11 protein-coding genes, 1 pseudogene and 2 riboswitches are annotated in these 13,338 nt (G+C 65.2%); of the genes and pseudogenes, 5 read left to right on the top strand and 7 right to left on the bottom strand.

What is annotated here, in order from left to right; genetic code table 11:
• Window positions 1-34 precede the first annotated feature (34 nt).
• The 5 genes and pseudogenes from FLQ03_RS07565 to FLQ03_RS07550 all read right to left on the bottom strand — a co-directional run bounded on the left by FLQ03_RS07565 (window position 35) and on the right by FLQ03_RS07550 (window position 5,153).
• On the bottom strand, window positions 35-379 hold the full coding sequence (locus FLQ03_RS07565; protein WP_276607761.1) for a YitT family protein: 345 nt from the start codon (window positions 377-379) through the stop codon (window positions 35-37).
• A 76-nt stretch (window positions 380-455) separates the two neighbouring features.
• Window positions 456-560: pseudogene (locus tag FLQ03_RS19545) on the bottom strand (YitT family protein); the annotation flags it as partial.
• Window positions 561-1,055: 495 nt separating this feature from the next.
• Window positions 1,056-2,000: a homocysteine S-methyltransferase gene (gene mmuM / locus FLQ03_RS07560; protein ID WP_144371375.1), complete on the bottom strand. Its 945-nt coding sequence runs from the start codon at window positions 1,998-2,000 to the stop codon at window positions 1,056-1,058.
• A 60-nt stretch (window positions 2,001-2,060) separates the two neighbouring features.
• Window positions 2,061-3,929: a methyl-accepting chemotaxis protein gene (locus FLQ03_RS07555; protein ID WP_240802222.1), complete on the bottom strand. Its 1,869-nt coding sequence runs from the start codon at window positions 3,927-3,929 to the stop codon at window positions 2,061-2,063.
• Window positions 3,930-4,265: 336 nt separating this feature from the next.
• The gene (locus FLQ03_RS07550) at window positions 4,266-5,153 is read right to left on the bottom strand and encodes a LysR family transcriptional regulator (RefSeq protein WP_170252344.1); all 888 of its coding nucleotides are present in this window, start codon (window positions 5,151-5,153) and stop codon (window positions 4,266-4,268) included.
• A gap of 105 nt (window positions 5,154-5,258) precedes the next feature.
• On the opposite strand from FLQ03_RS07550, the gene FLQ03_RS07545 reads away from it, so the two are divergent.
• The 4 genes from FLQ03_RS07545 (at window position 5,259) to FLQ03_RS07530 (ending at window position 9,659) form a co-directional block, all read left to right on the top strand.
• Window positions 5,259-5,906 (top strand): NAD(P)-dependent oxidoreductase, encoded by a 648-nt coding sequence (locus tag FLQ03_RS07545; RefSeq protein ID WP_144371374.1) that lies wholly within the window; start codon window positions 5,259-5,261, stop codon window positions 5,904-5,906.
• A complete protein-coding gene (locus FLQ03_RS07540; protein ID WP_144371373.1) occupies window positions 5,903-6,352 on the top strand; it encodes a nuclear transport factor 2 family protein in 450 nt (149 codons plus the stop codon). The genes FLQ03_RS07545 and FLQ03_RS07540 overlap by 4 nt, the downstream gene beginning before the upstream one ends.
• A 162-nt stretch (window positions 6,353-6,514) precedes the next feature.
• A riboswitch (glycine riboswitch) is annotated at window positions 6,515-6,602 on the top strand.
• A gap of 1 nt (window position 6,603) precedes the next feature.
• Window positions 6,604-6,699: riboswitch (glycine riboswitch) on the top strand.
• A 149-nt stretch (window positions 6,700-6,848) separates the two neighbouring features.
• Complete coding sequence (glyA, locus tag FLQ03_RS07535; protein ID WP_144371372.1) at window positions 6,849-8,105, top strand: serine hydroxymethyltransferase; 1,257 nt, start codon at window positions 6,849-6,851, stop codon at window positions 8,103-8,105.
• A gap of 153 nt (window positions 8,106-8,258) precedes the next feature.
• Window positions 8,259-9,659, top strand: coding sequence for an L-serine ammonia-lyase (locus tag FLQ03_RS07530; RefSeq protein ID WP_144371371.1), 1,401 nt, complete (start codon window positions 8,259-8,261; stop codon window positions 9,657-9,659).
• Between the two features lie 344 nt (window positions 9,660-10,003).
• On the opposite strand, the gene FLQ03_RS07525 is transcribed toward FLQ03_RS07530, so the two are convergent.
• Window positions 10,004-11,245: an NAD(P)/FAD-dependent oxidoreductase gene (locus tag FLQ03_RS07525; RefSeq protein WP_144371370.1), complete on the bottom strand. Its 1,242-nt coding sequence runs from the start codon at window positions 11,243-11,245 to the stop codon at window positions 10,004-10,006.
• Between the two features lie 114 nt (window positions 11,246-11,359).
• Window positions 11,360-12,142: a transporter substrate-binding domain-containing protein gene (locus FLQ03_RS07520; protein ID WP_144371369.1), complete on the bottom strand. Its 783-nt coding sequence runs from the start codon at window positions 12,140-12,142 to the stop codon at window positions 11,360-11,362.
• 169 nt (window positions 12,143-12,311) lie between these two features.
• Between FLQ03_RS07520 and FLQ03_RS07515 the strand changes: the two genes are divergently transcribed.
• On the top strand, window positions 12,312-13,280 hold the full coding sequence (locus tag FLQ03_RS07515) for an ornithine cyclodeaminase family protein (RefSeq protein ID WP_144371368.1): 969 nt from the start codon (window positions 12,312-12,314) through the stop codon (window positions 13,278-13,280).
• Window positions 13,281-13,338 lie beyond the last annotated feature (58 nt).

Genomic DNA, 13,338 nt, shown 5'->3' with positions numbered 1-13,338 from the left:
AGCAGGCAGTACCGCAATTTTTGACCCTGCCGCGTCAGGACTGGGCTATGTAACGATCCGGCCGGTGGTAAAAACCGATCACCAGGCTCATGGCGGCAGCACCGATCAGCGAGCCCAGCAATTGCGGCCAACCCGCCACCAACAGCGCGCCCGCCATCACCAGCAAATCGAAACCGAACTGCAACTTACCGGCACGCATGCCGTAGCGCTGTTGCACGTACAGCGCCAGGATATTGACCCCGCCCACGCTGGCCTTGTGGCGGAACAAGGCAATCAGGCCCATGCCGATCAGCAGGCCGCCCAGCAAGCCGGTGTAGTAAGGGTTGAGATTGCCCGCAAACGGAAACAGCGTGCGGTGCAGGCTGGAAAACAACGACACCAGGCCCACGGCCACTAAAGGTGCGCAGCGTGAAAGCACGCCCCATCTGGCGCAGCGCCAGCCAGTAAAACGGCAGGTTGATGATGAAGAACAGCCAGCCGAAGGAGGCGCCGCTGTAGTAGTGCAGCAGGAAGGCGATACCGGCGGTGCCGCCGGTAAGCAGGCCGGCCTGCGCGAACATGGCCATGCCGAGGCCGATGAAGGAGGTGCCGATCAGGAAGGCCAGCAGGTCTTCCGCCCAGGTGTGTGCCAGCGGATTGTGTCCGCCTTCCAGGCACTTGCTTTCGCTTGTCATGGTTGTACCGCTTGCAGTTATCAGGTCCGCGCCCTGCCCGCCGGGTAAGCAGGCTGACGCTGCACTGCAGCAAGCAACAAGCTTGCCAACTGCGGTACCGGCTGGCAGCGATGGCTATAAGCGGAAACCAGGGCAGATGGCCGCGCCCGGCAGAGCGGCAAGGTTGGCCGCAACACCCGCCAGTGCGCGGCATGATGCAAGCCGACATGTGCCATGGGCTTGCCCCAGCCCTTGTGACGACTTACCCACTCTTGCCCGCACCACACCGACCCGATACCGGCAAACTCCCACTCCCGAAAATATCCTGCAAAAACAAAACCCTTTCTGCATGGCAGACAGGGTCGATTCGGCTAGCCAGCGCGGCGGGTGCCAGCCACAGGCTTAGTGCTGCGGACGCAGCCAGGCGCTGAGAGAGCGGATGTCTTCCGGCGTGGTGCGGCAGCAGCCGCCAATGCAGGCGGCACCAGCGGCACGCCACTGGCGTGCGGCGTCGGCAAAGGCGCCAGGGTCGCTGCTGCCGTGCCAGGTCTTGGTGGTGGCGTCGTAGCTCTCGCCCGAGTTAGGGTAAGTCAGCAGGCGTTTGCCCGAAACCCGTGCTGCCTCGCCCAACAATGGTGCAATGTGGCGCGGCGCAGTGCAGTTGACGCCGACGGCCACGATCTGCGGGAAATCAGCCAGCGCCGCTACTGCGTCGGCCAGCGGTGTACCGTCGCTGAGGCTAGCGCCATCGCGGCAAGAAAAACTTACCCAGGCACGGGCATCGGGAAACTCGTCGCGCAGCAAGGTGGCCAGCGCCAGCGCCTCTTCGGCGCAGGGGAAGGTTTCGCCGGCCAGCAAGTCGGGGCCGGCCGCCAGCAGCGCCGCCAGACGCGGGCGATGGAAGTCCATCAGCTGTTGCACGCTCAGGCCGTAGCCGCCACGGTATTCGGAACCATCAGCCAGCATGGCACCGTAGGGGCCGACCGACGCCGCCACCAGCGGCCGTTTGCGACCGGCCAGGTTGGCCGCATCGGCGCAAAAGGCGTCACGTGCTTCCTGCGCCAGCCGTACCGACTGCTGCATCAGCGCCACCGCCTGCTCGTGGCCGATGCCACGCTTGGCAAAGCCCTCGAAGCTGGCCTGATAGCTGGCCGTGGTGGCCACGTCGGCACCGGCAACGTAGTAGTCGTAGTGCACCTGGCGGATCAGCTCCGGCGCTTCCAGCAGCACGCGGGCCGACCACAACGCGTCGTTGAGGTCGCAGCCGCGACGCTCCAGCTCGGACGCCATCGCGCCATCCAGAATGATCACATCATCAATAGCCACCTGGGCCAACGGGTCTTGCATAGCTGCCTCTACATAAGCCACAAGCCCGGCATGCCGGGCTTGTGCGGGTTGAATCACGGTTTACAGGCGGAACTTGGCTACCAGCGCCTTCAGCTCGTCGCCACGGGACGCCAGCGTATTGATGGTGGCCAGCGCTTCCTGCAGGCTGGTATCGGTCTGCTGTGCCATCACGTTCACGCGCTCGGCGCTGCGGGCCATCTCGTTGGTGGCCACGCCCTGCTCGGCGGTGGACGAGGTGATCTCGCTCATGCGCGAGGAGATTTCCTCGGCATTCTGCTTGATGGCCTCTACCTTGCTGGCCGCTTCACGCGACAGGGTGACGCCGGAGCTCACTTTCTCATTGGTCACGTCGGCGTGGCTGATGGCCTCGCCGGTGCGACGGATCACGGTGTCGATCATCTCGGCAATCTGCACGGTGGCGGTAGCGGTGCGCTCGGCCAGCTTGCGTACCTCGTCGGCTACCACGGCAAAGCCGCGGCCGCTTTCGCCGGCACGGGCCGCTTCAATGGCCGCGTTCAGCGCCAGCAGGTTGGTCTGGTCGGCAATATCGCGGATCACGCCAACAATACCCTTGATCTGCTCGGACTGGCCGGACAGGCTGCCCATCACGCCGTGCAGCGACGATACCGCGTGCAGGATGGACTGCACCTCACGCTCCACTTCGGTCATGGCACGGTAGCTTTCCACCGAGTTGCTGCGCGAACGCGATACCAGTGCCTCGGTCTCGCCCACGTGGTCGGCAATATGGTTGATGCTGACGGTGATTTCCTCGATGGTCGCCGCAGTGGCCGACAGCTCGCTGGACTGTACGCGCGAATCCTGGGCGATCTGCTCGGCCACCCGGTTCAGGTCGGCCGCGTCGGTAGCCAGTGCGGTGGCTTCGTCGCGTACGGTCAGGAACATGTCGCGCAGCTTGGCCACAAACTGGTTAAACGCTTCGGCGATCTGCCCTACCTCATCGCGGTTGCCCACCGGCAGGGTTTTGGTGAGGTCACCCTGGCCGCTGGCCACTTCGGCCATGGCTTTGTGCAGCACATTGAGCGGCGCCAGCATCTTGGCTACACCGGCGTAGGCCAGAATGCCCGCCAGCAACAGGCCGACAACAGCCAGGCCGATCATCACCAGCAGCAGCTGTTTCACCGGTGCCAGTGCCGCGGCTTCCGGCACTACCACGCCAAACAGCCAGCTGGTTTTCGGAACCGGGTACAGTGCCACCAGGCTGGTTGCGCCATCCAGGCTGATTTTCTGGATCTGGCCGTCCTTGCTCAGCGCGCCCAAGTCCAGACCCGGTACCACTTCGGTGACTTTCTTCAGGCCGGAATCCTTCTGCGGGTGGGCAATCACGTCGCCTTCGCCGGTAATCAGGAAGGCATAGCCTTCACCCGGCAGTTTGGCGGCAGTCACTTCTTGCACCACACGCGCCAGGGTAACGTCACCGCCGGCGACAGCAACCAGGTTGCCACCATCCTTGCGCGCCTGGGCAAAGGTGATGATCGGGCGTTTGGTGGCAGCATCGATATACGGCGGCGAGGCGATCGGGCCGGCCGCATCTTTGGCAGCCAGGTACCACGGACGTCCGGTCGGATCGTAGCCCGGCGGTACCGGAGCAGCACCGGTAAACTGGGTCATGGTCTTGTCCGGCTGGCCGACGTACATGTCGTCGAAGCCACCGGCGTCACGGGCCTGGTCCAGCATTGGCTTCAGGTCGCCGGTGCCAAAACGCGGCAGCACCGAACCCACGATTTTCTGGCGGCTATCCACCCATTCGCTGACAAAGCTCACCTTGTTGTCGGCAGACATCTTGATCTCGTTCTGGATTTCCTGCTCCAGCGCGGAGCTCATTTTCCAGTACGCCACGGTACAGAACACCACCGACAAAGCGGTGAGTACCAGCAGCACAAAAACCATCAAGCGCGTGCGTAGTGTCATGATCGGAGCTTCCCCTGTTGTCATTTAGATGTGTTTTTCGGACTGCGCGATGGTACTACCAAGCTCGCAAGCCAGATTCCCCGTACAGCACAAAACAATTTGCATACAAAATACTGTAAAAACAGTACGCAGAAATGCCAGCCTGCGGTTAAAAAGCCATCATTTCATCCTGCCTGTAAGTATTTTTATTAAATTTACCGCCAAATTGATAGCTGTAAACAAGCCATGCATTGAACTAACTATGACTCTATATGTTTGTTAGGCAATCAACGGAGTACATACAAGTTTTTTTGCGTGCAATAATGATGACGATGTCAATCGTTGCACATAATTTAATCAGCTCTGCGCAAACTTCTGTTGCAAGAATGCCATAGCGTGCCGCACCTTGGCCGGCAGCACGTCGCGCCGCGGCGTGACGGCGTACACCGGCAGCGCCGGTGCCTGCCAGTCGGGCAGCACGCGCTGCAAGCGCCCGGCGGCCAGCTCGCCCGCCACTTCCGGTGCCGGCTGCATCGAAATACCCATGCCATCCAGCGCAAACGCCCGTGCCGACAGCATGCTGTTGCTGGCAATGCGGCACTGCAAGCGCAGCACTTCCACGTCGCCCTCTCGCTGCAAGCGCAGCGGCGTCAGGTCATGGTCCTGCTCCAGGCCTATCCAGTCGTGCTGGTACAGCTGGCCCGGCTGCTGCGGCTCGCCACGCGCCGCCAGATACGACGGCGCCGCCACCAGCACGAACGGCCAGTCGGCCAGATGGCGCGCCACCAGCGTGGAATCCGGCTGATTACCGGCACGCAATGCCAGGTCGATGCGGTGTTGCACCAGGTCGATCATCTCGTCCTGGAAAAACAGGCGCAGGCTGAGGCCGGGGTTGGCCGCCAGCAACGGTGCCAGTGCCTGCCCCAGCACCCCGCCGGCAAAACCGCTGGGTGCGGCAATGCGCAGCTCGCCCACCGGTTCGTCGCGCAATGCCGCCATCTGTACGCTGGCTTCACGCGCTGCGGCCAACATGGCAGCGCAACTGCGGTAAAACACGCTACCGGCCTCGGTGAGCGTCAGCTTACGAGTGGTCCGGTGCAGCAGCGCCACCTGGTGTTGCTGCTCCAGCAGCCGCACATGCTGGCTGACCGCCGACGCGGTCATGCCCAGCGCACGCCCGGCCGCGTTCATCGAGCCCTGTTCGATTACGGCGGCAAACACCGCCATGCTGCGTAGCGCTTCCATTATCAACCTCAGCTTAACAATGATTGAATTTTACAGCGGATTATCAGCTACAAGCGGGTGATCTACCATGCAGTCATTCCCCTACCCCACCCGAAAGGACACAGCATGAACATCGCACTCATCGGCGCCAGCGGTTTTGTCGGCCAAGCCCTGCAACAGGAACTGCTGGCCCGCGGCCATCACGTTACCGCCCTGGTCAGCCGCCCGGAACGCGTTGCCGCTGCGGCCAACCTCACCGTCAAGGCCAGCAACGCTTACGACGCCGACGCCATCGCCCGTGACGTGGCCGGCCACGACGTGGTGATCAGCGCCTTCAACCCGGGTTGGGACAAAGCCGACATCCGCACGCTGTTCCTGCAAGGCCACGACGCCATCGTGGCCGGCACCAAAGCCGCCGGCGTGGCGCGCTTCATCGAAGTAGGCGGCGCAGGCAGCCTGTACGTGGCACCGGGCCTGCAGCTGATCGATACCCCGCACTTCCCGGCCGAATACAAGGAAGGCGCCGAGGGCGCACGCCAGGCGCTGAACAAGCTGCAAGACGAAACCGTGCTGGACTGGGTATTCGTATCGCCGCCAGCCATGCTGGCCCCGGGCGAGCGCAGCGGCCAGTACCGTCTGGGCGCCAACGAACTGCTGATGGACGGCGACGCGCCGGCCGGCATCAGCGTGGCCGACCTAGCGGTAGCCATCGTCGACGAAGCCGAACAGGCGCGTCACCATCGCCAACGCTTTACCGTGGCTGCCGCCCAATGAAGCACCTACTGAGCGCGGCATTGTTGGCCGCAAGCCTGGCCACTAGCGCGCTACCAGCGCTGGCCGGCCCGCGGGAAGACGCCAACAAGGCACTGGTGCTGGCCTTTTACGATGCCGCCTTCTCCCGGCTGGATGCAGAACAGGCAGCCAGCTACCTGGCGCCCGGCTACATCCAGCACAACCCGGAGGTGGCCAACGGCGTCGCGCCGCTGCAGGACTACGTACGCTGGATCCGCGCCAACACGCCGCAAAGCCGCGCCAGCATCAAGCGCGTGCTGGCCGACGGCGACCTGGTGATGCTGCACGTGCACAGCCAGGACAAGCCCGGCGATCTGGGCGTGGCGGTGGTGGACATCTTCCGCGTGCAGGACGGCAAGATTGCCGAGCACTGGGACGTGATCCAGCCGGTGCCGGCCAAAGACGCCAACGGCAACGGCATGTTCTGAACGACCCTTGCCCGCACCACCCCGCCCCCGCCCGGCTGTTGCCTGCGGGGGCGTTTTGCTGCGTTCGCACATCGATAAATCTGCCGCACGCATTGACAGCGGCAAGCGCGGTCTTCTAGATTCTGCAAGCCACGCCGGCTGGCAGGTGCCACACCCGCCCCGGCCGCGACCACAGGAGAGACTGCCCCGGCGGCAGCGCCGAAGGGGAATCGCCCCGGAAACTCTCAGGCAAAAGAACTGTGGACGCGAGGCACTCTGGAGAGAAGGTTGGCCGCCAGGCCGCCTCGCCGAAGGACACCCGGTGCGCGTTCGCGCGCCGCAATATCTCAGGCACAAGGGACAGAGGGGGCATCGTCCGGCATGGCCGGTCGGGTGCCGTCGCCTTTGTGCCAGCCATGCCCCGCCCGCCCCTGCCGTCACGCGGCACCCTGGGCACCCCGCCAAAGAGCCATGCACACGGCTGCTGCCAGCAGCCAGACACGACATGGAGACAGATATGTTCACGCAAGACATGCAGATTGCCGGCTTCGACGACGCACTGTGGGCCGCCATCCAGGCCGAAAACCAGCGCCAGCAAGACCACATCGAACTGATTGCCTCGGAAAACTACACCAGCCCGCGCGTGATGCAGGCGCAAGGCACCCAGCTCACCAACAAATACGCCGAAGGCTACCCCGGCAAGCGCTACTACGGCGGCTGCGAGCACGTGGACGTGGTGGAGCAGCTGGCCATCGACCGCGCCTGCCAGCTGTTTGGCGCCCGCTACGCCAACGTGCAGCCGCACTCCGGCAGCCAGGCCAACGCCGCCGTGTACATGGCGCTGCTGCAACCGGGCGACACCATCCTCGGCATGAGCCTGGCCCACGGCGGCCACCTTACCCACGGCGCCAGCGTCAATTTTTCCGGCAAGATCTACAAGGCGGTGCAGTACGGCATCAACACGGAAAGCGGCGCCATCGATTACGACGAGGTGCAACGGCTGGCCACCGAACACCAGCCCAAGATGCTAGTGGCCGGTTTCTCGGCCTATTCGCTGGTGGTGGACTGGGCGCGCATGCGCCAGATTGCCGACAGCGTCGGCGCCTGGCTATTCGTGGACATGGCGCACGTGGCCGGCCTGGTGGCGGCCGGGCTCTACCCCAGCCCGCTGCCGCACGCCCACGTGGTGACCACCACCACCCACAAGACCCTGCGCGGCCCGCGCGGCGGCCTGATCCTGGCGGCCAACCCGGACGAGGCGCTGGTGAAAAAGCTGCAATCGCTGGTTTTCCCCGGCATCCAGGGCGGCCCGCTGATGCACGTGATCGCTGCCAAGGCGGTGGCCTTCCTGGAGGCGCTGCAACCCGAGTTCAAGGCCTACCAGCAACAGGTGCTGGACAACGCCCGCGCCATGGTGGCGGTGTTCCGCCAGCGCGGCTATACCGTGGTATCCGGCAAAACCGACAACCACCTGTTCCTGCTGAGCCTGATCGACAAGGGCCTCACCGGCAAGGCCGCCGACGCGGCGCTGGGCGCGGCCTGCATTACCGTCAACAAGAACGCGGTGCCGAACGACCCGCAAAGCCCGTTTGTGACCAGCGGCATCCGCATCGGCACCCCGGCCATTACCAGCCGTGGTTTCGGCAGCGCCGAAGCCGGCCAGGTAGCGCACTGGGTATGCGACATCCTGGACGATATCGATAACGCCGACGTCGCCGCCCGCGTACGGCGCCAGGTAGCCGAACTGTGCGCGGCCTTCCCTGTGTATCGTTAAAACGCACTGCAGCATCGGTAGTGCACACAGCGGCGGCATTGCTCAGTACAATGCCGCCGCTGCCCGGGCAGCACCCACCCACCATGGCCCACCCGGCCGGACAGACAACACCCGTGGCGCCACCCGCGCCCGCACCATAAAAAGAGAAGCAGCATGGCTATCAGCGTATTCGACCTGTTCAAGATCGGCATCGGCCCGTCCAGCTCCCACACCGTCGGCCCGATGCGTGCCGCCCGCCAGTTTGTGGCGCGGCTGGAAAAAGACGGCCTGCTGGCCGCCACCGCCAGCGTGAAGGCCGAGATGTTCGGCTCGCTGGGCGCCACCGGCAAAGGCCACGGTACCGACACCGCCGTGCTGCTGGGCCTGCAGGGCGAACACCCCGACCTGGTCGACACCGACGCGGTAGACGGCATGCTGGCCGCCATCCGTGCCGACAAAGCCATCCGCCTGCTGGGCAGCCACGTGGTGCCCTTTGTCGAAGGCGAACACCTGATCCTGCACAAGCGCAAGGCGCTGCCCTACCACCCCAACGGCATGATCTTCGAAGCGTTTGCGGCCAACGGCGACAGCCTGTCCAAGCGCGCCTACTACTCGGTGGGCGGCGGCTTCGTGGTGGACGAAGCGGCCATCGACGCCGGCTTCACCCCGCCCGGCGTGACCGAGTTGAAGCACCCGTTCAAGACCGGCGCCGAGCTGCTGGCGCTGTGCCAGCGCCACGGCAAATCCATCAGCCAGATCATGCTGGAAAACGAGCTGGCCTGGCGCAGCGAGGACGAAGTGCGCGCCGGCCTGCTCAACATCTGGCGCGTGATGCAAGGCTGCGTGAAGCGCGGCTGCGAGCGCGAGGGCATTCTGCCTGGCGGCATGAAGGTAAAACGCCGCGCCGCCGACATGTACCAGAAGCTGCTGGCCTCGCCGGAAGCCGCGCTGCGCGACCCGCTCACCGTGATGGACTGGGTCAACCTGTACGCGCTGGCGGTAAACGAAGAAAACGCCGCCGGTGGCCGTGTGGTGACCGCGCCCACCAACGGCGCGGCCGGCATCATCCCGGCGGTGATGCACTACTACGCCCGCTTCATTCCGGGTGCCAACGACGACGGGATCGTGCGCTTCCTGCTGACCGCCGGTGCCATCGGCATCCTGTTCAAGCTGAACGCGTCGATCTCGGGCGCCGAAGTGGGCTGCCAAGGCGAAGTGGGTTCCGCCTGTTCGATGGCAGCCGGCGGCCTGGCCGAAGTGCTGGGCGGCACGCCGGAGCAAGTGGAAAACGCCGCCGAAATCGGCATGGAACACAACCTGGGCCTCACCTGCGACCCGGTGGGCGGCCTGGTGCAGGTGCCGTGCATCGAGCGCAACGCGATGGCGTCGATCAAGGCCATCAACGCCGCGCGCATGGCGCTGCGCGGCGACGGCCAGCACTTTGTGTCGCTGGACCGCGTGATCAAGACCATGCGCGATACCGGCCGCGACATGAGCACCAAGTACAAGGAAACCGCCCGCGGCGGCCTGGCGATCAATGTGATCGAGGTGCCGGTGAATATTGTGGAGTGCTGATCGGCCAGCACCGGCCGAGAACGTGGCGTGACCACGGCAGGATCCGCTACGCGGATGATGCTTGGCATTGCCGGTTCCGCCCGGCGGACGGGGTACTTTCTTTTGCTTCGCCAAAAGAAAGTACCCAAAGAAAAGGCGACCCGGGGCTGCTCGAAACCCCGCTCAAAAGCACAGCCCCCAGGCGCCGCCGAACTCGCCGCGTGCTAACGTCACGCGGCTCAAACAAATCGGCGTCTTAAAACCTGGGGGCTGCACTTTTGTTCGGCTCGCGCCAACGGGCTATTGGCGCTTCACCCACATGTTGCCAAGCAGTACCGCCCAGCCTCTCGAACTGCACATTCACTTCAGGCAAAGCGCGCCGGCGAGTACGGTGCCGGGTCGGTAAACGGCTGCTCGCCCAGCATCATCTCGGCCAACAGGCGCCCCGACACCGGCCCCAGCGTCAGCCCCAGATGGCTGTGGCCAAAGCAGAACCACAAGCCGGGGTGACGTGGCGCGGCGCCGATCACCGGGCGCATGTCCGGCAGGCACGGCCGGCAGCCTACCCACGGTTCGGCATCCACGCGTTCACCCAGCGGGAACACCCCCTGTGCCAGCGCTTCGGCTTGCGCCAGCTGATTGGGCGTGGGCGGTGCGTCGCGGCGCGCCAGCTCCACGCCGGTTGCCAGCCGCAGGCCACGCGCCATCGGCGCCACCAGAAAACTGTTTTCCATGTCCACCACCGTCCGCTGCAAACCAGGGCCGCTGGCACGATAGTGCATGTGGTAGCCACGTTTCACCTGCAACGGAATGCGGTAACCCAGCGGCGTGAACACGTCGTCCGACCACGGCCCCAGCGCCAGCACCACCTCGCGCGCCTGCAGCACGCAAGCGTCGGTGATCACCTGCCAGCCTTTGCCATGCTGGCGTAGCGCCTGCACCGCGCATTGCCGGAATACCCCGCCCAGCGTCTGAAAGTAACTGGCATAGCCGCGCACCAGCGCGCCGGGGTCGCGGATGCTGTGCGGGTCGTGCCAGTGGATGGCACCGCTGAAGCCCTGCCCCAGCCCCGGTTCGGCCTGGCGTAGCGCCACCGCGTCCAGCACCGTCAAGCCCAGGCCGTAATCGTGCGCGATGCGCTGCGCGTTGGCCGCTTCGGCGACGAAACCGGCTTCGCTGCGCCACGCCTCCAGCAAGCCTTCGCTGCGGCGCAGTTCGGTGACACCGGCGGCGCGAATCCAGGCGTCGTGCTCCGGCAGGCAAGCTTCCAGCAACGGCAGCATGGCGCGGCCGGTGGCGGCCAAGCGGGCAGGCGCCGACTCGCGCCAGTACTGCCACAGCCAGCCGGCGTAGGACGGCAGCGTGGCCGGGTGGTAGCGCACGTCGGGCGAGCGGTTGGCCGCCAGCCGCAATACCGACGACAGCTGGCGCGGAAAACCGTACGGAATGACCGCGGCCCGCTCCAGCAAGCCGGCGTTGCCGTGGCTGGTTTCCTCGCCAGGCGCGCGGCGGTCCAGCAGCCACACCTGACGGCCACGTTGCTGCAAGGCCAAAGCGGCCGATACGCCTACCATGCCGGCGCCCAGTACGATTACATCTGCATCCATGCTGCGTATTGCCTTCCTGCTGCCGCACCAGGGTTGGCCGCGGCGGTCATGACCTGGCGGCGGCCAACCCTGGCGCACCGCTGCCCAGCCGATGGCCGGGCGGGTCCGGATAACTTATTTGGCGATGATGTCGCGCTTGAAATACTTCTGCGACAGGCGGCTGAGGGTGCCATCCTGCTTCAGCGCGGCAATGGCTTTGTCCAGTTCGGCCTTCAGCGGGTCGCCCTTGCGTACGCCGAAACCGGTGCCCTCGCCCAGCGTGGCAAAGTCGCTCAGCACCTTGCCCTTGAACTCGAAGGCCTTGCCCTGCGGCTTGTCGAGGAAGCCTTCCTGCGCATTCTGCCCTTCCTGTACCGAGGCATCCAGGCGGCCGGCAGCCAGGTCCAGGTAGATCTGGCTCTGGTCACGGTAGGCCACCACCTTCACGCCTTCACGCTCCCAGTGTTTGCGCACGAAGTCTTCCTGGGTGGCGCCCTGCAGCACGCCGACGGTCTTGCCCTTCAGCGCAGCCACGGTGGGCAGCAGTTTGCTGTCGCGGCGCGCCACCATCTGGATGGGCACGATGTAGATTGGCACGGTGAAGTCGATGGATTCGCGGCGCTTGGCGGTAATGTTCATCGCCGAGTTGATCACCTCGAACTTGCGCGCTTTCAGCCCCGGGATCAGCCCCTCGAACGAGGTTTCCACGTAGCTGCACTTGGCGGCCATGCGTTCGCAGATGGCGTTGCCGATGTCGATATCGAAGCCAACCAGCTTGCCGTCGGCCTGCTTGCTTTCAAACGGGGCGTAAAACGGCTCCAGCCCCATGCGGATGGCCTGGCCGCCGGCCAGCGCCGGGGCCGCGAGCACGGCAAGAAGGGGAAGCAGGTAACGGCTGGCAGTGCGGGTTTTGCTCATGATGGTTTCTCCTGGCCTGGTCCGGTGATGACGCATCGACAGCGTGTCGACTGCGGGTGGCGGCTCGTGATGACCGCTTGCCGGCAAGAATAGATAAAATTTCCATCGTGGACAATTTTTTTCTTCATCGCTAAGCTGTGGCCATCGTGACCCGACACACAGAGACACCATGCAAGCCATCGACCATCACGCCGCCCCGCTCATCCTCAACGCCGATGCCATCCGCCCGCACCTGCCGCTGCTGCCGGTACGCCAGGTACTGCTGCAGCTGTTTGCCGCACTGGGCCAGGGCCTGGCAGTGCAGCCGGCGCAAACGCTTACCCTGTTTCCGGGCGACGCCGGCGACGTCATCACCTACCAGGGCGTGCTGGCCAGCCAGCAACTGTTCGGCGCCAAGCTGTCGCCCTACATCGTGACCGGCGGCAAACCACTGGTCACTGCCTGGACCAGCCTGTTTTCGATGCAGACCGGCCAGCCGCTGCTGTTCTGTGACGCCAGCCTGCTCACCGTGGAGCGCACCGCCGGCACCACCGCGCTGGCGGTAGAGCTGCTGGCGCGCCCGGACAGCCAGCAGCTGGCGCTGATCGGCTGCGGCGCCGTCGGCCAAGCCCACCTGCGCCATGTGCTGGCGTTGCGGCCGTGGACGCGCATCCGCGTGTTTGCGCCGGGCCTTGCCGCCGACCGCACCTTGCTGGACACCCTGCTGGCCATCGACAACCGCATCGAGCTGGCCACCTCGGCCGAAGACGCCGCCGCCGACGCCGACGTGGTGATGCTGTGCACGTCGTCCGGCAGCCCGGTACTGGATGTGGCGGCGCTGCGCCGCCCGGCGCTGATTACCTCGATCAGCACCAACGTGGCCCAGGCGCACGAGATCGCCCCGGCCCAGCTGCCGCAGCTGGACGTGTACTGCGACCACCGCGCCAGCACCCCCAGCCGTGCCGGCGAAATGGTGTTGGCCGCGCTCGACCACCAGTGGCAGGCCGACGCCATCCGCGGCGACCTGGCCGAACTGGTAAGCGATCGCTGCCCGCGCCCCGACTACCAGCGCCACGTGTTCTTCCGCTCCATCGGCATGGGCCTGCAAGACATCGCCATCGCCCACGCCCTGCTGCAACGCGTACAGCAGGCCGGCTAAGCCGGCAGCAAAAGGTTGGCCGCGCTTGTGGCCAACCCCGCGCTGCGGCACTATGCCG

It is taken from the genome of Vogesella urethralis (assembly GCF_007644045.2).
GTDB classification, from domain to species: domain Bacteria; phylum Pseudomonadota; class Gammaproteobacteria; order Burkholderiales; family Chromobacteriaceae; genus Vogesella; species Vogesella urethralis.
This window is presented reverse-complemented; position numbering and strand designations above follow the sequence as displayed.